The following is a 21673-nucleotide window of genomic DNA, read 5'->3' as shown; positions in this document are numbered from 1 at the left end:
ACCCAGCGTTACGGCTTGCTCGGGCGCAGCTCGACGCCGACGCCCTTGTTGACGAAGCGCAGCGTGTAAGACTTGCGGAAGTCGAGATCGCCCTTGACGACGCCGGCCTTCACCATTTTGTTGAAGAAGGAGGTGTAGCGATCGTCGCTCATTGCGCCGATGCCGCTCTTCACGCTGTCGCCGGAATCGACGATGCCGTAGTCCTTCATCTTGGCGACGGAATAGGCGAGCAGATCGTCGGTCATCTCCGGATTGAGCTTCTTGATCATGGTATTGCCGGCGGAATTGTCGCCGTAGATGTAATTGTACCAGCCGATCATGGAGGCATCGACGAAGCGCTGCACCAGATCGGGCTTCTTCTCGGCGATGTCGCGGCGGGTCTCGATCAAGGTCGAATAGGTGTTGAAGCCGTAATCGGCGAGCAGCAGCACGTTGGGCTTGAAGCCGGCGGCCTTCTCGACCGCGAACGGCTCGGAGGTGACATAGCCCTGCATCGCGCTCTTGGGATTGGCGATGAAGGGCTGCGGATTGAAATTGTAGGGACGGACGTTCTTCTCGCTAAAACCGTATTCGGATTTCAGCCACTGGAAATAGCTGGCCATGCCCTCCTTGGAGACGAACAAGGTCAGCGGCTTGAGGTCCTCGATCTTCGCGACCTTGGCGTCCGGCTGCGTCAGCATCACCTGCGGATCCTTCTGGAACACTGCGGCAATGGTCACGACGGGGACGTTGTTGGCGACCGCATCGAACGACATCAGCGTGTTCGCGGCCATGAAGAAATCGATCTTGCCGGCGATCAGCAGCATCCGGTTGTTCTCGTTCGGACCGCCGGGGACGATGGTGACGTCGAGGCCGTATTTCTGATAGGTGCCGTCGGCGACCGCCTGGAAGAAGCCGCCATGCTCTGCCTCGGCGACCCAATTGGTGCCGAAGGTGACCTTGTCCAGGGTCTCGGCGTGCGTCGGCGCAAGAGAGACGCAAGCGGCCATCAAGCCTGCCGTTAACGCTCGCCGCAGATGAGAGGGGCTCATGGGTGCACTCCGTCGATCGCTTCTAGCCGATCCCAGTCCAACGCGATAAAACCGCAAGATATCAGGGGACGCGAGCCGGCCAGGCCCGCGTCCCCTCCATACCCCAAATTACGTGACAAAATTGGGCAAAGAAACCTTGATGACGCCGCCCCGCGACTGGATCGACATCAACTGGACCGATGCTGCGCCTGCGGATGTGTCGCGCTGGATCGCGGTGCTGCCGCTGGCCGCGACCGAGCAGCATGGCCCGCATCTGCCTGTTACGACCGACGTGCTGATCGCCGACGCCTATCTGGCACGGGTGCGCGCGCTTCTGCCCGACAGCGTTCCGGCCTGCTTTCTCCCCGTTGAGCCGATCGGGATTTCCACGGAGCATATCGACTATCCCGGCACGCAGACGCTGCCGACTGAGGTCGCGCTGAAGCGATGGACCGCGATCGGCGAAGAGGTCGCGCGGCGCGGCGTGAAGAAGCTCGTGATCATCACCAGCCATGGCGGCAACAGCGCGGCAATGATGCTGATCGCGCAGGATCTTCGCGCGCATCAAAAACTGTTCGCGGTGACAACGTCGTGGTCGCGGCTCTCGGGCGCGGACACATTGTTCCCGGTCGATGAAGTGCGCCACGGCATTCACGGCGGCGCGGTCGAGACTTCGATCATGCTGGCGCGCTATCCCGAGCAGGTACGCAAGGATGCGATCGCGGATTTTCCCGCGAGCAGCATTGCGATGGAGAAGCAATATCGCTGGCTGTCGACACAGCGGCCCGCGCCGTTCGCCTGGCAGGCGCAGGATCTCAACGCCAGCGGCGCGATCGGCAACGCGACAATGGCTGTCGCGCAGAAGGGCGAGCAGCTGCTCGATCAGGGCGCGACGGCCTTCTGCGAGCTGCTTGCCGAGGTCGATAACTTCGACGTGAACAGGCTCGCCAAAGGCCCTCTCGGCTAGCCCACATCCTCCTGGAATCATTCAGGAAAGATCCGGACTCGGTAGCGCCAATTGCCGCCTTCGAACCGGATTCGAAGAGCCTCCGTCCAACTGAGCACGCGGGCCACAACGGGCCGCCTCAACCCGGATGGAGTTTCAAAATGTCGATCAAGACCAAGATTGCCGCCCTCGCTCTCGCCGCCCTCGCCGTCACCGGCAGCATCGTGTCCACGACGTCGCAGGCTGAAGCCAAGCCGCTCGGCTGGGGCGTCGGTGTCGGCCTGGGCATCGCGACCGCCGCCGTCGTCGGCACTGCGATCGCCGCCAGCAATGACCCCTATTACGGCTATCACCGCTGCGGCTGGACCCCCCGTTACAATGCGTTCGGCCAGTACGTCGGCAGCGTTCGCAGCTGCTACTGATCTAGGTATCTGAGGCCGATCTCACGTGGATCCTGCGTCCGACACGGGCGCCTCATCCACCCCGTGTCGCACCCCCGACCCCGCCCGGCTGTCCCCCCGGGCGGGGTCATCCTTTTTTGGGCCCCGGGAATTTGTTGCAGTCCCGTCACACAGCGGTGCCAACCATGCCCTGCGGCAATCTACGCCAGTTGCTATTGCGAATTAATCGCAATAAGGTTCGCAGCAGGCTGAGGGGCTTGGGAAGAAATCGCGTCGAATCGGGATCATCCGATCCGGCCGCGGAGGCCACCAAGACCTGATGACAGGGCCGTCGCGAATCGGCAGGGATATCGCGGCGGGTGGGACACATTCGCGTTGGGGGCGTGCGTTTTGATTTTGAGAGGACACCGGTATTTGCGAACGGCCGCGGCGATTGCCTCGGGCGTGATGGCGTTTCCGGCCGCAGGCTTTGCTGCCGATCTGCCGCTGAAGGCACCAGCGCTGAAAGCGGTCTATGACTGGACCGGCCTCTATATCGGCGTGCATACCGGCGTCACCCGCGGCACATCCTCGGCGACGCTGACCGACCCCACGATCGCAACTGACAACCATGTCTTCAACGGCGCGACCGGCGGCGTCCAGGCCGGCTACAATTGGCGTCTCAACTCGGGCCTGCTGCTCGGCGTCGAGGGCGACATCTCGTTTCCGAACTACCTGCCCTCCAATCACGTCGTGTCGTCAGCGGCGACCGCGCTGTCGAGCACGGAGGAGCGCTGGGACTACGTCGCGAGCCTGCGCGCGCGGCTCGGCTATGCCACCGGCAACTGGCTGCTCTACGCGACCGGCGGCGCAGCTTTCGCCGGCGAGCGCTTTCTCTCGACGCCCACGGGCGGCAACGAAGAGAAGGTGCTGAAGACGCGGTTCGGCTGGACCGCAGGCGGCGGCGTCGAATATGCCTTCGCGCCGCACTGGAGCGCACGGCTCGAATATCTCTACAGCAAGTTAGAGAACGCCGACGTCACCTTCCCCTCGGGCGCGCAATATTCGTCGTCGATGGATTTCCAGAGCCTGCGGATCGGCCTCAATCGCAAGATCGACTGGCCGGGCGTGCCGACCACCAATCCGAAGTCCGACGTGACGGATCCCGAATCGGGTCGCTGGGAAATCCACGGCCAGTCAACCGCATTGGGGCAGGGCTACCCGGCATTCCACGCGCCCTATACCGGACCGAACAGCCTGAACCCGTCGCCGGACTTTCAGCAGACCTGGAGCAATTCGCTCTATCTAAATGCGCGGCTATGGGACGGCGGCGAAGTCTATTTCAATCCCGAGCTGCTCCAGGGTTTTGGCTTCAACAACACCACGGGCGCCGCGGGCTTCCCGAACGGCGAAGCGCAAAAGTCCGGCTTCCCCTATCCGCATTTCAACCCGTCGCGGCTGTTCGTGCGCCACACCTTCGGCTTCGGCGGCGAGCAGGAGGAGCTAGCCAGCGGCCAGCTTCAGCTCGCAGGCAAGGCCGACATTTCGCGCCTGACCTTGCAGGTCGGCAAATTCTCCGTGGTCGACGTGTTCGACGGCAATTCCTACGCGCACGACCCGCGCAAGGATTTCATGAACTGGTCGATCTGGGCCTCCGGCGCCTTCGACTATGCCGCCGACAAGCTTGGCCTCGGCTATGGCGCGACCGCCGAACTGAACCAGAAGCAATGGGCGCTGCGCGCCGGTTACTTCCTGATGGACGCCGAATCCAATTCGAACAATTTCGACATGAATGTCGGCCGCCGCGGCGAATATGTGATGGAGCTGGAGACGCGCTATTCGCTGTTCGGCCAGCCCGGCAAGCTGCGCACGCTCGGCTTCGTCAACAGCGCCTACTCCGGCAGCTATCGCGAGACGCTGGACAATCCCCTGCTCAATCTCGACATCAGCCAGACCCGCCGCGGCCGCCTCAAATACGGCTACGCACTCAATCTCGAACAGGCGATCACCGACGACATCGGCGTGTTCGGCCGCTGGAGCTGGAACGACGGCCGTAACGAGATCATGGCCTTCACCGACATCGATCGCAGCCTGTCGCTGGGCACCTCGATCAAGGGCACCAAATGGGGCCGGCCCGACGACGTCGTCGCCATCGCCGGCGCCATCAACGGCCTGTCGCAGGACCATCGCGACTTCATCGCCGCCGGCGGGCTCGGGCCGCTCATCGGCGACGGCCAGCTCAACTACCGACACGAACGCGTGCTGGAGACCTATTACGCCTATGCGCTGAACAAGGCGCTGACCTTGACCGCCGACTACCAGCTCATCGTCAACCCGGCCTACAACGCCGACCGCGGGCCGGTGTCGGTGTTCTCGGGGCGGCTCCACGGCGAATTCTAAGGGTCGCAGGTACAGTTCCGGTGCGACAATTTGGGTCGAAACCGGGCAAATCGCGCATGGAGTTCATATATAAGGGGCTTGGTCCGGCGTCCGCCGGGTCTGATTTCCCTTTTCCTTGCGCACAATGTTGTCTGTCGAACTCATCATCGTCGTCGTCCTGATCGTCATCAACGGCCTATTGTCCATGTCCGAGCTGGCCGTGGTCTCGTCCCGCCCGGCCCGTCTCTCCATGCTTGCCGCAAAGGGCGTGCGCGGCGCCGGGCGGGCGCTGGCGCTGGCGGCCGATCCCGGCAAATTCCTCTCGACGGTGCAGATCGGCATCACGCTGGTCGGCGTGCTCTCGGGCGCGTTCTCGGGCGCCACGCTCGGGCAGCGGCTGACGCTATGGCTGGTCGAACTTGGTCTCTCCCCCGGAATTGCCGACATCGTCGGCGTCGGCATCGTGGTCACGCTGATCACCTATGCGACGCTGATCGTCGGCGAGCTGGTACCGAAACAGGTGGCGCTGCGCGACCCCGAAAGCATCGCGGTCAAGGTCGCGCCGGCGATGCACGTGCTTGCGAAGATATCGCTGCCGCTGGTGTTCCTGCTCGATCTCTCCGGCAAGCTGATCCTCACGCTGCTCGGCCAGGGAGGCAAGGCCGAGGAGAATATTTCGGAGGACGAGATCCATCACCTCGTCAGCGAAGCCGAGAACGCAGGCGTGCTCGAGTCGGGCGAAAAGGAAATGATCGCCGGCGTGATGCGGCTCGGCGACCGGCCGGTTGGCGCGATCATGACGCCGCGCACGGAGGTCAACGAGATCGACCTGAGCGATACGCCGGAAGCCATTCACGAGACCATCGTCAAGAGCCCGCATTCGCGCTTTCCGGTCTCGGACGGCGATCGCGACAAGCCGATCGGCGTGCTCCAGGCCAAGGATTTGCTGATCGCCTATATGAGCGAACGTGCTCCGGATCTGCGCGCGCTGGTGCGCGAGGCGCCCGGCATCCCGGCATCGGCGGACGCGCGCGATGTGCTGGCGATCCTGAAAGCCGCGCCGGTTCACGTCGGTCTGGTCTACGACGAATACGGTGCCTTCGAAGGCATGGTGACGACCGCCGACATCCTCGAGTCGATCGTCGGCGCCTTCCATTCCGAGGAGGGGCCGCCGGAGCCGGCCTATGTCAGACGCGCGGACTCGTCGCTGCTGGTCGCAGGCTGGATGCCGGTCGACGAATTCGGCGAGCTGCTCGGCATCGAGCTGCCGCCGCACCGCTACAACACGGTGGCGGGCCTGGTGCTGCAGCAGTTCAACGTGCTGCCCAATGTCGGCGATGCCTTCGATTTCGCCGGCTGGCACGTCGAGGTGGTCGATCTCGATGGCCGCAGGATCGACAAGATCATGGCGAGCCGGCTGAGTGAGGTCGAGACGGGGTAAGAGGCTTTCCCCCCTACCCAAATCTCACCCCGATCCGCTTCTCCTTGCGCCAGACCACCGTGCAGGACAGATGCTTTCCGTCGGCCTGGATGAACAGGGTGAAGTGTTCGGGGATGCCGACCGGGCTGGTGACATCGAGGGCTGCGCCGGTGTCGGAGAAATTGCGGACGGTGCAGGAGATCGCGCCGCCGCCGAACTCGATGGTTCCGGCTTTCAGCACGCGGTGCCTGGCTTTATCGCGTCGCTCGTCCATGGGGACAATTTACACCCGAAGCTGACACAGACGTTAAGACACAAGCTGGTCCCCGATGAAATTACACCGCTGACAAGCGCAGCGGTATCATGCGGCGGACTGGCGCCTACATCGCCGGCTGGAACGTCCCGGTCTGCGCCATCCGCCAGGCGTCGCGGAACCGCGGGTCTTCGGTGCCTTCGATAAGCTCACCCGGACGCAGCGCCGGATAGAGCTGGGCGAAGGATCTCACATCGGTCGTCGAGGTGCGCTGGCTAAAGTGGATCGGGCGCAGCTGCTGGGGATGTTCGAGGCCGGCCGCGGCAATCAGCTCGGTCAACGAGTGCAGCGTCGCATGATGGTAGTTGTGGACGCGGTCGATCTTGAGCGGCACGTAGAGTGCGCGCGCCCGGGTCGGATCCTGCGTCGCGACGCCGGTCGGACAGCGGTCGGTGTGACAGCTTAGCGACTGGATGCAGCCGAGCGAGAACATGAAGCCGCGCGCGGAGTTGCAATAGTCAGCGCCGATCGCCATCGCCCGCGCCATGTCGAAGGCGGTCGCGATCTTGCCGGACGCGCCGATCTTGATGCGGTCGCGCGCGTTGATGCCGATCAGTGCGTTATGGACGAAATTGACGCCCTCGCGCATCGGCATGCCGAGGTGATCCATGAACTCCAGCGGCGCCGCGCCGGTGCCGCCCTCATTGCCGTCGACGACGATGAAATCAGGATAAATGCCGGTCTCCAGCATCGCCTTGCAGATCGCCAGAAATTCCCAGGGATGGCCGATGCAGAGCTTGAAGCCCGCCGGTTTGCCGCCGGAGAGCTTTCGCATTTCGGCGATGAACTGCATCATGCCTGTTGGCGTCGAGAAGGCGCGGTGCGAGGCCGGCGAGATGCAATCCTCGCCCATGGCGACGCCGCGGATCTTCGAGATCTCCTCCGACACCTTCGCCGCCGGCAGCACGCCGCCATGGCCGGGCTTGGCGCCCTGGCTGATCTTGAGCTCGACCATCTTGATCTGGTCCTGGCTCGCAACGCGCGCGAACGCCTCCGGATCGAAAGTGCCGTCGAGATGACGGCAACCGAAATAGCCCGAGCCGATCTCCCAGATGATGTCGCCGCCCATCTCCTTGTGATAGGGGCTGAAGCCGCCCTCACCGGTGTCGTGGGCGAAGCCGCCCTTCTTCGCGCCGGCATTGAGCGCCCGCACCGCATTCGGGCTGAGCGCACCAAAGCTCATCGCCGAGATGTTGAACACCGAGGCCGAATACGGCTGCTTGCAGTCGGGACCGCCGACGGTGATGCGGAATCTTTCCTCGGCATGCGCCTTCGGCGCGACCGAGTGATGCATCCACTCATAGCCCTCGCGGTAGACGTCCTCCTGGGTGCCGAACGGTCGCTTGTCGAGCTGCATCTTGGCGCGCTGATAGACCAACGAACGGGTATCGCGCGAGAACGGCATGCCGTCCTTCTCGCTCTCGAAGAAATACTGCCGCATCTCCGGGCGTATCTCTTCGAGCAGGAAGCGCATATGCGCCGAGATCGGGTAGTTGCGCAGGACCGCATGGCCCTTCTGCATGAGATCGCGGACGCCGAGCAGCGTCAGCGCGCCGAAGATCACGATCGGGACCAGCAGGATGTCGAAGATCTTGCGGTCGGCGATGCCGATGCCGATCAACAGCGCGGTGACGACCGCACATATCGTCAGGATGATGAAGCGCGGCGAAAATGGAAGCAGCAGTGTTTCCATCAGCCCTTCGGGCGAAGCTTGCGTCTTGTTCTCGTTGGCCACGGCCGCGTCCCTCTCGTCAGACTGACGGGGTATGATACGCCCGCGCCACGTCCATGGATATGACGCGGGGCTGGCTTGAGGCTACTGAATCCGGGTGCTGCAAATCAATCGGTTCGGACGCGTGTTTTGCAGTGCAATAGATTCAAATGAAATGACAAATCAGTGACCATGAGGCTGCGCCTCGTGCGGAATCACGCCGTGCCGCTCAAGGCCCCCTTGCGCCAGCCAGGCATCGGTGCTCGCGACCGCGCGCTCGATATGGTCGTCGGTGCACGAGAAATCGTAAGGTGATCCCACCAGCGGACAGAGCGGCGGCACCACGACATACTCGATATCGGGCGCAAGGCCTTCCAGCTCCGACACCAATTGCCGCGCGATCAGCAGCGTCAACGCATGCAAGGCGTTGGCCACGGCGCCGATCGGCGGATCCTTCACCGAGCAGGCGTGCCCGGTCGGCAGCACAACCAGCCGTTTTGCGCCTTTCTGGATCGCGACCCGGACCGGCGTGTTCGAGGAAATCGCGCCGTCGGCAAGATAACGATTGCGATAATGGACCGGCGAGAATGCGCCTGGAATCGCGGTCGACGCCAGGATTGCCTCCACCGTCGATCCCTCCGACAGCACCACGCTCTCGCCGGAGACGAAATCGGTGGTCACGATGTGCACGGGCAACGCGGCATCTTCGAGGTTGCGATAGGGGATATGGTCCTCGACCAGCTTGCGGACGCCGTCATGGGGAATCAGGAAATCCCGCCGCCACATGAATCCGGCGAGGCTCTTCCAGGTCACCGGAAAGACATCATGACGCCTCAGCCCGCGCCAGATCGCTTCAAGCCCAAGCACGCCCTTGAGCGAGGGATCGCCGGCATAATAGGCGCCGTTGATCGCGCCGACGCTGGAGCCGACCACGAGGTCTGCGACGACCCCGTGCCTCACCAGCGCATGCATCATCCCGACCTGGATCGCTCCAAAACTGCCGCCACCCGCCAGCACGAAGGCAGTCGGTTTCGGCGGACGGCCATGGTCGATCACGTGCAAGATTTGCGCAGCTCCCCCAGCTCTCGCATTGCAACATCGCGGCGAGATTTTGGCACGAGCATATAGCAACGCTCACGAAGGCGGCGCCAATAACAAAGTCGGGGGAGGATGGTGAGGGGCTACACTCTTCACCGTCGCTCCGGCGAAAGCCGGGACGGCGGGTGAGTTAATTGCCGCGAACCGTGCTCAGCGCTCGACGAACGCCTTCTCGATCACGAAGTGGCCGGGCTTGTTACCGGAGCCTTCGATGAAGTCGCGGCCTTCGAACATCACCTTCAGCTCTTCGAGCATCCCCGGGCTGCCGCACATCATGACGCGGTCGGTCGCGATGTCGAGCGGGCCCTGGCCGATGTCGTTGAAGATCTGCTCGGAGCTGATGAGATCGGTGATGCGGCCGCGATTCCTGAACGGCTCGCGGGTCACCGTCGGATAGTAGATCAGCTTGTCCGCAAGCAGCTCGCCGAACAGCTCGTCTTCGCGCAAATTCGCGACCAGCTTCTCGCCATAGGCGAGCTCGGAGACCTGGCGGCAGCCATGCACCAGCACGATGCTGTCGAACTGATCATAGACCTCGGGGTCCTTGATCAGGCTCGCGAACGGCGCAAGGCCGGTGCCGGTCGACAGCAGCATCAGCCGCTTGCCGGGGATGAGGTTGTCGGTGATCAGCGTGCCGGTCGCCTTGCGGCCGACCAGGATGGTGTCGCCTTCCTTGATCTTCTGGAGGCGCGAGGTGAGCGGGCCGTCCTGAACCTTGATCGAGAAGAACTCGAGCTCTTCCTCATGGTTGGCGCTCGCCATGCTGTAGGCACGCAGCAGCGGACGGCCGTCGATCTCGAGGCCGATCATCGCGAACTGGCCGTTCTGGAAGCGGAAGCCGGTGTCGCGCGTGGCGCGGAAGCTGAACAGCGTGTCGGTCCAGTGCTGGACGGACAGAACCTTCTCTCGGTAAAACGCGCTCATGATTTTCGATATTCCGAATAATTGCGGTTTTAGGGCAACAGCGTTGCCCGGCCTCTGGAAGCGAGGCGAGCACCACTTGTCATGGCGGAGGATTTCTAGGGTGTGATCTACGCCATTGAGACCAATAATCAACCTCGTTTCGGATGCAATTGATGCCGATCAAACCGGCATTTGCGCAGGAAACGGCCGCATCATTAACGGATCTGCTGTCCGGCCTGCCCTAAGGGCAATTTCTTTTCCCTGGGAGGCACAATCGCAGCACTTAATTTCCGTCGTGCTCGCGAGAAGTTCATTAAGAATAGCTCTGATTTTCACCCCGGTTTGGCGCTGTTTCCCGCATTTTTGCGGCTTCTGGCGACAGGAATGAAGAAGGCACATGGCGAGCAGCGAGCGGATCTTCGTCCAGGCGATCAGGCGCTATTGCGCGGCCCATGACATCGCGGTCGATGTCCGCGCCGGCGGCTGGCTGATCGCGATGCGCCGGGGCGAACAGCGGCACTTTGCGTTCGGCTATGACATCGGCCTCAACAGCGCCATTGCGCATCGCCTCGCCAACGACAAATCGGCGACATCAGAGGCCCTGACGCTGGACGGCGTGCCCTGCATTCCGCATCACCTCTTCCTCAACCCGAAGCTGGGCGAGAACGTCGTTGGCGCCGGTTGGCGCGATGAAATGCTTCGGCTGCTTCGCGCCAATCCGCAAGGCGTGGTGGTGAAGCCGAACGAGGGGACGTCGGGACGATCTGTCTTCAGGGTGACGACGGAGGCCGAGCTTGACCATGGAGTTGGCGAGGTCTTTGCGATGAGCGCCGGGCTCGTGATCTCGCCCTATGTCGCGATCGAGCAAGAGGTGCGCGTGGTGCTGCTCGATGATGCCCCCCTCGTCGTCTACAGCAAGCAGCGCGGCTCCGATTGGCGGCACAATCTCGATGCCGGCGCAAAGCCGGTGCTGCTGGAGGACGGCGAAGCCCGAACAGCTTGCGTGAAGCTCGCGATCGACGCCGCGAGCGCCATCGGCATCACCTTCGCCTCGATCGACGTGACCCGCGTCGATGGCACCTGGCGCGTGCTCGAGATCAATTCCGGCGTGATGATGGAAGCGCTGGCGAAGCTGCATCCGGAGCTGGTGCAGGCGACGTATGACGCGGCGCTGGATCGGGTGTTTGAGGAGACGCACTGAGTGCCGAGCGCTCGCCGTAATCCTTCTCCCCTTGCGGGAGAAGGTGGCGCGAAGCGCCGGATGAGGGGTATCCCTCCACGAATTCGAATGAGAGTTGGACTCGTGGAGAGAGACCCCTCACCCGTCTCGCCGCTATGCGGCGAGCCACCCTCTCCCGCAAGGGGCGAGGGTGCACCGAGCTCGTGGCTCAATTATTCGCGCTCGCGGAATCGTCCATCGCCTTGAACGCTTCTTCCAATTGCAGCGAGATCGGCACGTTCATCTTCTCGCCGGTCGGCATCCGCGCGATGAACCATTTGTTGTAGAGCGGCACGAGATCGTGGTTGGAGCCGAGCTTGCGGAAGGTGCGGTCGACGACGGCTGACAATTGCGGCTCACCCTTGCGGAACATGATGCCGTAGGGATCGTAGGACAGATAATCGCCGGTGACGCGGAACTTGTCCTGTGCCTTATGGCGCGCGATCAGGCCGGAGAGCAGGATGTCGTCGGTCGCGAACGCATCGGCCTTGCCGTCGGCGAGCATCTGGAACGACTGCTCGTGATCGGCGCCCACGGCGATCTTCAGCCCCAACGACAGCTTCTTGTCGGCCGCCTGGATCGCCTGCTCGTTGGTGGTGCCCTTCGTCACCACGATGGTCTTGCCCTTCAGATCGGCGAGCTGCTGGACGCTCGACGCCTTCGGCACCATCAGCTTGGTGCCGGCGACGAACATCAGCGGCGAGAACGCGACGCGCTTGCCGCGCTCCGCGTTGGCCGTGGTCGAGCCGCATTCCAGGTCGATCTTGTTCTGGAGCACCGCGTCGATGCGATCGTCCGAGGTAACCTTGACGTAGTCGATCTTCAGATTGGGATCGTCGACCTCGACGCCGATCTCCTCGACGATGGCCTCGCACAATTCGAGGCTATACCCGATCGGGCGACCCGACTGGTCGAGGAAGGAGAACGGCGGCGAGCTTTCGCGATAGCCGAGCCGCACGGTGTGCGCTGTCTTGATGGTCGACAGCGTCGGGCTAAGTCCTTCGCTGCCGCCGGTCTGGGCGGAGGCACCGGTTGCCAGTAGACATGCTGCCAGCAACAGGCCGCCCGAAATCGCCTTTGAAAGGTGCATGTCGCACTCCGATCAATGGCCGGCCATCGCGGGCACTTCGCCGGGGATCATGTCGCCGGGCACGGCGTCGCCGGGTCCGAGCTCGTGCTCGGGCCCGAGCTCGCCTTCCCACTTCGCCACGACCGAGGTCGCCAGCGTATTGCCGATCACGTTGGTGGCGCTGCGGCCCATGTCGAGGAAGGTGTCGATGCCCATGATCATCAGCAGGCCCGCCTCGGGGATGCCGAATTGCGACAGTGTCGAGGCGATCACAACGAGGGAGGCGCGCGGCACGCCGGCGACGCCCTTGGAGGTGATCATCAGCGTTGCCAGCATTGCAAGCTGCGTCGAGAGCGACATCTCGATGTGATAGGTCTGCGCGATGAAGATGCTGGCGAAAGTGCAGTACATCATCGTGCCGTCGAGATTGAAGGAATAGCCGAGCGGCAGCACGAAGCTCGATATCCGCGACGAGGCGCCGAACTTGTTCAACCCCTCCAGCGTCTTCGGGTAGGCCGCTTCAGAGCTCGCGGTGGAGAACGCGATCATCAAGGGCTCGCGGATCAGCTTCAGCAGATGGCTGTAGCGCGGTCCGATCACGATGAAGCCCACGATGACAAGGATGCCCCACAGGATCATCAGCGAGAGATAGAAGCCGCCCATGAAGACGATGAGCTTCCAGAGCACCAGCAGGCCGTTCTTGGCGACGGTCGCGGTGATGGCGGCCCACACCGCGATCGGCGCGAACAGCATCACATAGCTCGTCACCTTCAGCATGATGTGGCCGATGTCGTCGATCAGCGCCAGGATCGACTTGGAGCGCTCGGGCATCGAACCCATCGCCACCGAGAAGAACACGGCGAAGATCACGATCTGCAAGATCTCGTTTTGCGCCATCGCGTCGGCGATCGAGGTCGGGATCAGATGGGTCAGGAATTTTTCGAGCGAGAACGCCGAGACCGGCAGGCCGGTCGATTGCCCCGCCGCGGGCAGCGTGCCGGGGAAGTTCGCGCCGGGCTGCAACAGGTTCACCATCACGAGGCCGAGCATCAGCGAGATGAAGGAGGCGCTGATAAACCAGCCCATGGTCTTGGCGAAGATGCGGCCGAGCTTGGAGCCCGAACCCATATGCGCGATGCCACCGACCAGGGTCGCAAACACCAGCGGCGCGATGATCATCTTGATCAGGCGCAGGAATATCACAGCGATCAGGTTGATGGACGAGGCCCAGTCGCCTCGCGTATCGGGCATGAAATTATAGATCGCCGAGCCCATGATGATGCCGAGCACCATCGCCGCCAAAATGTATTGCGTAAACCTGTTCGACATCGAAACACCCCCACACCACCGACCGCTTCATGATGTCGCAGATATGACGACGACGCAACACGCTTCGCGTGCGCCCGCTTGGGCGGATGTTCCCGTTGCGAAACCAGCGCCCGCGATCTAGCCTTCATGCAGCGCACAACGAATGCGGCTTGCACGTTTTGTTTGCGGCAGCTGCATCAATAATCGTCAAATAAACGGAGGGAAACACCATGAGCGGCAGCAGCAATCGTCAGATTCTTCTGGTTGAAAAGCCCAGCGGCAAGCTCGGCTCTGAACATTTCAGGATGGTCGAGGCGGCGATGCCGGAACCGAAGGACGGCGAGGCCTTGCTGCGCGTGCACTACATCTCGCTCGACGCCGCCAACCGCGCCTGGATGCATGGCGCGACCTATCGTTCAGCCGTCGAAGCCAACAGTGTGATGGCCGGCGGCGCCATCGCCGAGGTCGTGAGTTCGAACGCGCCGGGGCTCGCGCCCGGCGACATCGTATTCGGCGACACCGGCTGGCAGGAATATGCCGCGGTGCCGGCGAAGCATCTCACAAAAATGCCGAAGCTCGAGCCGATGACGCATCTGCTCAGCGTGTTCGGCATCGCCGGCCTCACCGCTTATTTCGGGCTGCTGGAGATCGGCAAGCCGAAAGAGGGCGAGACGGTCGTGGTCTCCGCGGCCGCGGGCTCGGTCGGCTCGATCGTCGGGCAGATCGCCAAGATCAAGGGATGCCGCGTCATCGGCATCGCCGGCGGCGCGGACAAGTGCAACTGGCTGACCTCCGAGCTCGGCTTCGACGCTGCCGTCGACTACAAGGATGGCGCGACCTTCAAGGCCCTGCGCGCAGCCGCGCCAAAGGGCATCGACGTTTATTTCGACAATGTCGGCGGCGACATTCTCGAAGCCTGCCTGCCGCAGATGAACAATTTCGGCCGCATCGCCTGCTGCGGCGCGATCTCGCAATATGACGGCGCGCCTTCGGCGCATGGCCCGCGCGGCGTGCCCGGCCTGATCGTGGTGAAGCGGCTCGTGATGCAGGGTTTTATCGTGATGGACTACATGAAGGACAGTCAGCATGCACTCGCCGACCTGCAAGGCTGGGTGAAGTCTGGAAAGTTGAAGGTGCAGGAAGACATCATCGATGGATTGCAGAACACGCCACAGGCGCTGATCGGATTGCTCGCGGGCGAGAACCGCGGCAAGCGGATGATCAAGCTATGACGACGTAGTTACGTCGTCAGTGCGCCAGCACTTTCTACTTGCGGTAGAGGCCAAAGCGGCCAAAGATGTCGCGCGCGAGGTACCACGCGCGATGATTGCGCTTGCTTCATTTTGAATAAGACGTCGGCGTTACCGACAGGGCAGGAATTCATTCAAATGTTCAACACGTTGAAACATACGTCAACGCGCAATGCGTTGCTCGTGGCCGCACTCTTCGCAACTGCAACAGGCGCGTTCGCGCAAGCGCCGACCGAGGCCCAGAAGAGCGCCATCCGCTCCGCGTGCCGCTCGGACTTCATGGCGCATTGCTCGAGCGTCACGCCCGGCGGGGTCGAAGCTTATCAATGTCTCCAGAAGAACATGTCCAGCCTGTCATCGGGATGCCAGACCGCGGTGCGCGCGGTCGAGCCGGCCGCAGCGCCCAAGACGGAAGCCGCGCCCACCAATTCCGAGCCGGCAAAAACGGAAGCTGCGCCCGCCGCAGAGCCTGCCGCCAAGCCGGCAACTGGCGCTGCTCCGAAAGCCGCCGCCGCCAAGCAGCCGAGCAGCGCGCAGGTTTCCGCGGTCAAGAGCGCATGCCGCGCCGATTATCCCAAAGTGTGCGCCAGCGTGCCGCCGGGCGGCGCTCCTGCGCTCGAATGTCTGGAGAAGAACAAGGCGAAGGTGTCAGCGGCCTGCGCGAAGGCCGTGACCGCCGCGACCGGTGGCGGCGGCGCCGCGGCAACGTCAGCGCCAGCGGGCGCAGCGCCCACCGTGATTGTCTTGCGGCCGCTGCGGCCGCGCGAAGAACTGTTCATCGTACGCTCGGCCTGCGGCGCCGACATCCGTACGCTCTGCGCCGGCGTCGCGCCGGGCGGCGGCCGCATCGTGCAATGCATCGCGAGCAATGCCGCGTCGCTCTCGCCCGGCTGCAAGGACGTGCTCGCCCCGTTCGCTGCGCGATAGCAGCAGCGCACGATACTGATCGGCAGCGTGCGCGCATGAATTTTTGCGCGCCTGTTGCGACAAACCTTTGCTGATATCGATTTCAATCAAGACAAGGCTTCACGACAAGACCGGAGGACAATATGCGTTCATTGCTGCTCATCGCTTCCGCGCTCCTCGCTTTCGGCGCGACCATGACTTTCGAGGCTACCGATGCCAATGCGGTGGTATGCGCCCGCGGCGTCTATCGGGCCGGCTGCGCCGGGCCGAACGGAGCCGTCGTGGTCCGCAAGCCGGTTCCGGTGGTCCGCTGCACCAGGGTGCTGGTGGACGGGGTCTACGTGAAGCGCTGCGTCTGACGCGCGAATAGCCAAGCCGGCGCGGTTTGGCTATGATTCGCAATGTCACTGCTTCGGACGCTCGCCATGCGCGTGTCCGGGCGTGGGCTTTGGTGCGCCTTCGATAATTCCGCTGGCGTGAGAAGCCGGAGCCCATTAGGCTACCCCTAGATAGTAAGTATACTGTCAATTAGGGAGGCAGAATTTGCGGATCGCCGTGATTGGCGGGGGGCCCGGTGGGCTCTACTTCGCCTATCTCTGGAAGAAGCGTCACCCTGAGGATCAAGTCGACCTGTTCGAACAGAACCCGGCCGACGCGACCTGGGGCTTTGGCGTCGTATTCTCCGACCAGGCGCTGGAATTTTTGCGCGCAGACGACCCCGAGACGGTCGACGCGATCGCGCCGCATATGGAGAGCTGGGAGAACATCACGCTGAACCTCGCCGGCGACAGCGTCGCCATCGACGGTGTCGGCTTCTCCTCGATCGGCCGGCTCGAGCTTTTGCAATTCCTCCAGCAGCGCGCGCTCGATGTCGGCGTCACGCCGCGCTTCGACACCCAGATCCATACGATCGACCAGCTTAACGGCCACGACCTCATTATCGCCGCCGACGGGCTGAACTCGCTGGTACGCCGCGCCTATGAGGGCGATTTCGGCACGTCGCTGTCCTACTCGTCCAACAAGTTCGTCTGGTACGGCACCTCAAAACGCTTCGATACGCTGTCGCAGACGTTTGTGAAGACCGACCGCGGCGCCTTCAACGCCCACCACTACCGCTACTCGCCGACCATGAGCACTTTCCTGGTCGAATGCGACCACGCGACGTGGCAGGCCTACGGCTTCGCCTACAAGGACGTCGAGCAGTCCAAGGGCGTCTGCGAGGAGGTGTTTGCCGACACGCTCGGCGGCCATTGCCTCGTCTCCAACAAATCGGTGTGGCGCAATTTCCCCTGGGTCTGGAACGAGCACTGGTCGTTCAAGAACATGGTGCTGATCGGGGACGCCCTGCACTCGGCGCATTTCTCGATCGGCTCGGGCACGCGGCTTGCGATCGAGGATGCGATTGCGCTGGTCAAGGCGCTGGAATCCGATGCGCATCTGACCACCGCCCTGCATCGCTATCAGGCCGCGCGAAAGCCGGTGGTGCAGAAGCTGGTCAATGCTGCACGCACCAGCGCCTTCTGGTACGAGCACTTCGCCCAGCACATGCAGCTTGATCTGGTGGACTTTGCCTACAGCTATATCACCCGCTCCGGGCGCATCGACGATGCACGCCTGCGCCACATGTCGCCCGCCTTCATGGCGCGGTACGAGGCCGCCAAGAACGGTGGCGAAGATACGGACGGCGAGGCTACGGCATGAGCAACGAGATCCGCGATCAGGTGCCCGCGGACTGTGCGGGCGCCCGCGAGATCGGCTTTGCCGTTCCGCAAATTTACAACGCCAGCCGCGTGCTGTTCGACAATCTCGCCAAGGGTCACGGCGACAGGCTCGCGCTGATCGGCCCGGCGGGCACGCGGACCTATGCCGAGCTTTGCGCGGAAGCTTGCCGGTGGGGCAACGGCTTTACCTCGCTCGGCCTGAAGCGCGGCGACCGCGTGCTGCTGTTCCTCGACGACACGCCGGCTTATCCTGCCGCCTTCTTCGGCGCGGTGCGTGCAGGCTTCGTGCCGCTGCTGATCAACACGCTGACGCCGCCGGATCTGCTGCAATTCTATCTCGCCGATTCCGGCGCAAATGTTGCGGTCGCCGAGTCCGAATTCTCTGCCCGCTTCAATACCGAGGCATGCAAGGACACCAGCCTGCGCACGCTGATCGTCGTCAACGGCGAGGTCGGTGATCACGCCGCGCCAAATGCGATTGGCGCGGCAAGTTGGCTCGCGCAATTCCCGACTGAGCTGGCGGAAGCCGACACCCATCGTAACGAGATGGCGTTCTGGATGTACTCCTCCGGCTCGACCGGCCGGCCCAAGGGCATCGTGCATCTCCAGCACGACATGGCTTACAGCGATGTAGCCTTCGCACAGAACGTGCTGAAGCTGACGCCGGACGACATCTGCTTCTCGGTGCCGAAGATCTTCTTTGCCTACGGTTTTGGTAACTCCGTCACCTTCCCGTTCTCGGCGGGTGCGGCGACGCTGCTGCTGCCGGGCCAGCCGAAGCCCGCGTCGATCTTTGCCGCGATCGAGCGATATAAGCCATCAGTCTTCTTCGGCCTTCCGACGCTGTACACGTCGCTGACCAAGGCCGAGGGCGCGGACAAGACGAACTTTTCGTCGCTGCGCATGTCGCTCTCCGCCGCCGAGGTGCTCTCGGCGGAGGTCTTCAACGGCTGGAAGACGCTCACGGGGCTTGAGATCGTCGAAGGCCTCGGCTCGACCGAGGTGCTGCACATTTATCTGTCCAACCGCCCCGAGCAGAAGAAGCTCGGCGCCGCGGGCTTGCGCGTGCCCGGCTACGAGGTCGCGCTGCGCGACAAGGAGGGCCGCGACGTCGCCGACGACGAGGAAGGCATTTTGTGGGTCCGTGGCGATTCCAACACCCCCCTGTACTGGAACCGGCCGGAGAAATCCGCCGAGACCATTCGCGAGGGCGGCTGGATCTACACCGGCGACCGCTTCGTCCGAGATGCCGACGGTTTTCACTTCTTCCGCGGCCGCGCCGATGATTTGATCAAGATCTCGGGCCAGTGGGTCTACCCGCTAGAGGTCGAGCTGTGCCTCGCCGACCACCCCGATATCCGCGAATGCGCGGTGTTCGCCGCCGAGCTGCCCGACCGTCGCATGACGCTGAAGGCGGTGGTGGTGATGAACAATCGCGCCGCTGACCAGAGCGAGGCGACACGGCGACTTCAGGACTACGTCAAAGGCAAGCTGCTGCCGTACAAATATCCGCGCGAAGTGATTTTTACCGACGAGCTGCCGAAGACGGGCACGGGGAAGATTGACCGGCAGGCGTTGTTGCGGATGTGACCACCGCCGTCATCGTCCGGCTTGACCGGACGATCCAGTATTCCAGAGGCAGTTGTGATTGAGCCGAGAGGCCGCGGCGTACTGGATTCCCCGCCTTCGCGGGGAATGACACCGTTTTTGTTGCAACGGCATACCCCCTTACCCCGCCTTCCCCAGATGCTCCAGCGCATCTTCCGCCCGCAACGGCACCCGCGAGGCCTCGTTGTTGAGATCGACGAGCTGCACCATCAGCCCCATCAGCGCCTTGCGGTCCGCGGGCTTGAGCGGCTCCAGCATGCGCGCCTGGGCGCGCTCGACTGCGGGGATGATCTCGCGCAGGATCGCCGCGCCCGACTTGGTCAGATGGAGCAGCTTGATCCGCTTGTCCTCGGGCGCCGGCTTACGCTCGACAAAATCCTTGGCCTGGAGCCGCTCGATCACGCTGCCGAGCGTGGAGCGGTCGAAGGCGATCACTGCCGACAGCCGCGTCGCGTCGATGCCGGGATGGGTGTGGATCGCGATCAGCGCGGCATATTGCACCGGCGTGAGATCGAACGCCTTGCACTCCTCCATGAAGATCGAGACCGCGATCTGCTGCATGCGCCGGAACAGATAGCCCGGCGCAGCATAGACCGCGTCGATCGTGATCGGGGCAGGCTTACTCGGCATCGGGCTGCTTCTCCGGGGCGGCATCGGCGAACGCCGGCAGCGCTTTTGCCGCAGCTTCCGCCTTCAGCAGGCGCGGATAGACCCCGACGTCGACGCCGAAGCGGCGCGCGTTGGCGAGCTGCGGCACCAGGCAGAGATCGGCGAGCGTCGGCACATCGCCGAAGCAGAACGAGCCCGGCTCGTCCGAGATCAGCGTCTCGCACGCCGACAGCCCCTCGCGGTTGACCCAGGCAGCCCATTCCTGGACCTTCTCTTCGGCCAGGCCGAGCTCGCGCAACCGCGCCAGCACCTTCAAATTCTGCACGGGGTGGGTATCGCAGGTGATCGCCAGTGCGAACGCCCGCACCCTGGCGCGCTGCAACGCATCCTTCGGCAGCAGCGGCGGATGGGGGTGAGTCTCATCGAGCCATTCGATGATCGCGACCGATTGGGTTAACACCGTACCCGCATCGTCCTCCAGCGCAGGCACCAACCCTTGCGGGTTGATGGCGAGATAGGCGGGCGCGCATTGCTCGCCCTTGCGTAAGTGATGCGGAAGATGCTCGGCGCCGAGGCCCTTGAGGTTCAGCGCGATCCGCACGCGATAGGCGGCGCTCGATCGGAAATAGCCGTGCAGCTTCATCGGAACCCTCCCATTTTCGTTCTTGTTCGTCACGTTGACGCTACCTAGATCGTCAGTATACTGTCAATCAACAAAACGAACGGGAGCAGCAACCATGGAAGCCGTGACCAAGACGCCGGAACGCGAGGCGTTCTACAAGAAGATCGACGGCGAAAATCTCACCGCGCTGTGGACGGTGATGAGCGATCTGATCACGCCGGAGCCGAAGAGCGCCTGCCGGCCGCACCTCTGGAAGTTCGATGTCATCCGCGACTACATGGCCGAAGCCGGCAAGCTGATCACCGCCAAGGAAGCCGAGCGGCGCGTGCTGGTGCTCGAAAACCCCGGACTGCGCGGGCAATCAAAAATCACGACCTCGCTCTATGCCGGCGTGCAAATGGTGGTGCCCGGCGATGTCGCGCCCGCACACCGCCACAGCCAGTCGGCACTGCGCTTCGTGCTCGAGGGCAAGGGCGCCCACACCGCGGTCGACGGCGAGCGCACCGCGATGGAGCAAGGGGATTTCATCATCACGCCGTCGATGACCTGGCACGATCATTCCAACGAGACTGATGAGCCGATGTTCTGGCTCGACGGCCTCGACATCCCGCTGGTGCAGTTCTTCGACTGTTCCTTTGCCGAAGGCTCCAAGGAAGACCAGCAGAAGATCACAAGACCCGCCGGCGACAGCTTTGCGCGCTACGGCCACAATCTGCTGCCGGTCGATGTGAAGCGGAGCTCAAAGACCTCGCCGATCTTCAGCTATCCCTATGCCTACACCCGCGAAGCGCTGGAGAAGGCCCGCACGAGCCAGGAATGGGACGCTTGCCACGGGCTGAAGCTGAAATTCAGCAACCCCGAGACCGGCGATTTCGCGATGCCGACCATCGGCACCTTCATCCAGCTATTGCCCAAGGGTTTTAAGACCGCGCGTTACCGCGCGACGGATGCGACGGTGTTCTGCCCGATCGAGGGCCGGGGACGCAGCCGTATCGGCGAATCCGTTTTCGAATGGGGCCCGCGCGATTTGTTCGTGGTGCCGAGCTGGCAGTGGGTGACGCACGAGGCGGATGAGGATGCGGTGCTCTTTAGTTTCTCGGACCGGCCGGTGCAGCAGAAGCTGGATCTGTTTCGCGAGGATAGAGGCAACGCGTAGGCCACGCTGCTGACCACATCGTCATTGCGAGGAGCTCTTGCGACG

20 protein-coding genes are annotated in these 21673 nt (G+C 63.1%); 11 read left to right on the top strand and 9 right to left on the bottom strand.

Annotation, left to right across the window (positions count from 1 at the left end; translation table 11 throughout):
• Positions 1-8: 8 nt before the first annotated feature.
• Complete coding sequence (locus BMW89_RS12820; protein WP_092026773.1) at positions 9-1031, bottom strand: ABC transporter substrate-binding protein; 1023 nt, start codon at positions 1029-1031, stop codon at positions 9-11.
• Between the two features lie 139 nt (positions 1032-1170).
• Here BMW89_RS12820 and BMW89_RS12815 point away from each other — a divergent pair, with 139 nt between their 5' ends.
• From BMW89_RS12815 to BMW89_RS12800, 4 genes are all read left to right on the top strand, one after another.
• Positions 1171-1977, top strand: coding sequence for a creatininase family protein (locus BMW89_RS12815; protein ID WP_092026771.1), 807 nt, complete (start codon positions 1171-1173; stop codon positions 1975-1977).
• Positions 1978-2117: 140 nt separating this feature from the next.
• Entirely contained in the window at positions 2118-2378 is a 261-nt protein-coding gene (locus BMW89_RS12810; protein ID WP_092026769.1) for a hypothetical protein, read from the top strand.
• Between the two features lie 393 nt (positions 2379-2771).
• Complete coding sequence (locus BMW89_RS12805) at positions 2772-4736, top strand: carbohydrate porin (RefSeq protein WP_177196013.1); 1965 nt, start codon at positions 2772-2774, stop codon at positions 4734-4736.
• A gap of 124 nt (positions 4737-4860) precedes the next feature.
• Positions 4861-6156, top strand: a complete 1296-nt coding sequence (locus BMW89_RS12800; RefSeq protein WP_092026766.1) for a hemolysin family protein — start codon at positions 4861-4863, stop codon at positions 6154-6156.
• A gap of 13 nt (positions 6157-6169) precedes the next feature.
• On the opposite strand, the gene BMW89_RS12795 is transcribed toward BMW89_RS12800, so the two are convergent.
• The 4 genes from BMW89_RS12795 to BMW89_RS12780 form a co-directional block, all read right to left on the bottom strand.
• Positions 6170-6409: a PilZ domain-containing protein gene (locus BMW89_RS12795; RefSeq protein ID WP_092026764.1), complete on the bottom strand. Its 240-nt coding sequence runs from the start codon at positions 6407-6409 to the stop codon at positions 6170-6172.
• 106 nt (positions 6410-6515) lie between these two features.
• A complete protein-coding gene (locus tag BMW89_RS12790; protein ID WP_092027291.1) occupies positions 6516-8141 on the bottom strand; it encodes an FMN-binding glutamate synthase family protein in 1626 nt (541 codons plus the stop codon).
• Positions 8142-8342: 201 nt separating this feature from the next.
• Complete coding sequence (locus BMW89_RS12785) at positions 8343-9215, bottom strand: patatin-like phospholipase family protein (protein ID WP_244547589.1); 873 nt, start codon at positions 9213-9215, stop codon at positions 8343-8345.
• Positions 9216-9407: 192 nt separating this feature from the next.
• The gene (locus tag BMW89_RS12780) at positions 9408-10181 is read right to left on the bottom strand and encodes a ferredoxin--NADP reductase (protein ID WP_092026762.1); all 774 of its coding nucleotides are present in this window, start codon (positions 10179-10181) and stop codon (positions 9408-9410) included.
• Between the two features lie 376 nt (positions 10182-10557).
• On the opposite strand from BMW89_RS12780, the gene BMW89_RS12775 reads away from it, so the two are divergent.
• Complete coding sequence (locus tag BMW89_RS12775) at positions 10558-11361, top strand: ATP-grasp domain-containing protein (RefSeq protein WP_092026760.1); 804 nt, start codon at positions 10558-10560, stop codon at positions 11359-11361.
• Positions 11362-11548: 187 nt separating this feature from the next.
• Here the strand turns inward: BMW89_RS12775 and BMW89_RS12770 are convergent, their stop codons facing one another.
• The gene (locus BMW89_RS12770) at positions 11549-12469 is read right to left on the bottom strand and encodes an amino acid ABC transporter substrate-binding protein (protein WP_092026758.1); all 921 of its coding nucleotides are present in this window, start codon (positions 12467-12469) and stop codon (positions 11549-11551) included.
• Positions 12470-12481: 12 nt separating this feature from the next.
• Positions 12482-13777 carry a dicarboxylate/amino acid:cation symporter gene (locus tag BMW89_RS12765; protein ID WP_092026756.1) on the bottom strand — a complete coding sequence of 432 codons (1296 nt, stop codon included), beginning with the start codon at positions 13775-13777 and terminating at the stop codon, positions 12482-12484.
• A gap of 209 nt (positions 13778-13986) precedes the next feature.
• On the opposite strand from BMW89_RS12765, the gene BMW89_RS12760 reads away from it, so the two are divergent.
• The 5 genes from BMW89_RS12760 to BMW89_RS12740 all read left to right on the top strand — a co-directional run bounded on the left by BMW89_RS12760 (position 13987) and on the right by BMW89_RS12740 (position 19223).
• Entirely contained in the window at positions 13987-14988 is a 1002-nt protein-coding gene (locus BMW89_RS12760) for an NADP-dependent oxidoreductase (protein ID WP_092026754.1), read from the top strand.
• Between the two features lie 156 nt (positions 14989-15144).
• On the top strand, positions 15145-15933 hold the full coding sequence (locus BMW89_RS12755) for a cysteine rich repeat-containing protein (RefSeq protein WP_092026752.1): 789 nt from the start codon (positions 15145-15147) through the stop codon (positions 15931-15933).
• 122 nt (positions 15934-16055) lie between these two features.
• Positions 16056-16271 (top strand): hypothetical protein, encoded by a 216-nt coding sequence (locus BMW89_RS12750; RefSeq protein ID WP_092026749.1) that lies wholly within the window; start codon positions 16056-16058, stop codon positions 16269-16271.
• A 184-nt stretch (positions 16272-16455) separates the two neighbouring features.
• Positions 16456-17613 carry an FAD-dependent monooxygenase gene (locus tag BMW89_RS12745; protein ID WP_177196012.1) on the top strand — a complete coding sequence of 386 codons (1158 nt, stop codon included), beginning with the start codon at positions 16456-16458 and terminating at the stop codon, positions 17611-17613.
• Positions 17610-19223 carry a benzoate-CoA ligase family protein gene (locus BMW89_RS12740; protein ID WP_092026747.1) on the top strand — a complete coding sequence of 538 codons (1614 nt, stop codon included), beginning with the start codon at positions 17610-17612 and terminating at the stop codon, positions 19221-19223. Before BMW89_RS12745 ends, BMW89_RS12740 begins: the two co-directional genes overlap by 4 nt.
• A 138-nt stretch (positions 19224-19361) precedes the next feature.
• Here BMW89_RS12740 and BMW89_RS12735 read toward each other — a convergent pair whose 3' ends face one another.
• Positions 19362-19871, bottom strand: a complete 510-nt coding sequence (locus BMW89_RS12735; RefSeq protein WP_177196011.1) for a MarR family winged helix-turn-helix transcriptional regulator — start codon at positions 19869-19871, stop codon at positions 19362-19364.
• Positions 19861-20493 carry a maleylacetoacetate isomerase gene (maiA, locus tag BMW89_RS12730; RefSeq protein WP_092026741.1) on the bottom strand — a complete coding sequence of 211 codons (633 nt, stop codon included), beginning with the start codon at positions 20491-20493 and terminating at the stop codon, positions 19861-19863. The genes BMW89_RS12735 and maiA overlap by 11 nt, the downstream gene beginning before the upstream one ends.
• A 94-nt stretch (positions 20494-20587) precedes the next feature.
• On the opposite strand from maiA, the gene gtdA reads away from it, so the two are divergent.
• Positions 20588-21628 (top strand): gentisate 1,2-dioxygenase, encoded by a 1041-nt coding sequence (gtdA, locus tag BMW89_RS12725; RefSeq protein ID WP_092026738.1) that lies wholly within the window; start codon positions 20588-20590, stop codon positions 21626-21628.
• The last annotated feature ends 45 nt before the right edge of the window (positions 21629-21673 follow it).

Source organism: Bradyrhizobium sp. OK095 (assembly GCF_900109945.1).
Taxonomy (GTDB): Bacteria; Pseudomonadota; Alphaproteobacteria; order Rhizobiales; family Xanthobacteraceae; genus Bradyrhizobium.
This window is presented reverse-complemented; position numbering and strand designations above follow the sequence as displayed.

What these genes read in the sequence shown, in the direction of transcription:
- BMW89_RS12820 (WP_092026773.1), bottom strand. Translation starts at nt 1,031, where the DNA reads ATGAGCCCCTCTCATCTGCGGCGAGCGTTAACGGCAGGCTTGATGGCC.
- BMW89_RS12815 (WP_092026771.1), top strand. Translation starts at nt 1,171, where the DNA reads ATGACGCCGCCCCGCGACTGGATCGACATCAACTGGACCGATGCTGCG.
- BMW89_RS12810 (WP_092026769.1), top strand. Translation starts at nt 2,118, where the DNA reads ATGTCGATCAAGACCAAGATTGCCGCCCTCGCTCTCGCCGCCCTCGCC.
- BMW89_RS12800 (WP_092026766.1), top strand. Translation starts at nt 4,861, where the DNA reads ATGTTGTCTGTCGAACTCATCATCGTCGTCGTCCTGATCGTCATCAAC.
- BMW89_RS12795 (WP_092026764.1), bottom strand. Translation starts at nt 6,409, where the DNA reads ATGGACGAGCGACGCGATAAAGCCAGGCACCGCGTGCTGAAAGCCGGA.
- BMW89_RS12790 (WP_092027291.1), bottom strand. Translation starts at nt 8,141, where the DNA reads ATGGAAACACTGCTGCTTCCATTTTCGCCGCGCTTCATCATCCTGACG.
- BMW89_RS12780 (WP_092026762.1), bottom strand. Translation starts at nt 10,181, where the DNA reads ATGAGCGCGTTTTACCGAGAGAAGGTTCTGTCCGTCCAGCACTGGACC.
- BMW89_RS12775 (WP_092026760.1), top strand. Translation starts at nt 10,558, where the DNA reads ATGGCGAGCAGCGAGCGGATCTTCGTCCAGGCGATCAGGCGCTATTGC.
- BMW89_RS12770 (WP_092026758.1), bottom strand. Translation starts at nt 12,469, where the DNA reads ATGCACCTTTCAAAGGCGATTTCGGGCGGCCTGTTGCTGGCAGCATGT.
- BMW89_RS12765 (WP_092026756.1), bottom strand. Translation starts at nt 13,777, where the DNA reads ATGTCGAACAGGTTTACGCAATACATTTTGGCGGCGATGGTGCTCGGC.
- BMW89_RS12760 (WP_092026754.1), top strand. Translation starts at nt 13,987, where the DNA reads ATGAGCGGCAGCAGCAATCGTCAGATTCTTCTGGTTGAAAAGCCCAGC.
- BMW89_RS12755 (WP_092026752.1), top strand. Translation starts at nt 15,145, where the DNA reads ATGTTCAACACGTTGAAACATACGTCAACGCGCAATGCGTTGCTCGTG.
- BMW89_RS12750 (WP_092026749.1), top strand. Translation starts at nt 16,056, where the DNA reads ATGCGTTCATTGCTGCTCATCGCTTCCGCGCTCCTCGCTTTCGGCGCG.
- BMW89_RS12740 (WP_092026747.1), top strand. Translation starts at nt 17,610, where the DNA reads ATGAGCAACGAGATCCGCGATCAGGTGCCCGCGGACTGTGCGGGCGCC.
- BMW89_RS12735 (WP_177196011.1), bottom strand. Translation starts at nt 19,871, where the DNA reads ATGCCGAGTAAGCCTGCCCCGATCACGATCGACGCGGTCTATGCTGCG.
- maiA (WP_092026741.1), bottom strand. Translation starts at nt 20,493, where the DNA reads ATGAAGCTGCACGGCTATTTCCGATCGAGCGCCGCCTATCGCGTGCGG.
- gtdA (WP_092026738.1), top strand. Translation starts at nt 20,588, where the DNA reads ATGGAAGCCGTGACCAAGACGCCGGAACGCGAGGCGTTCTACAAGAAG.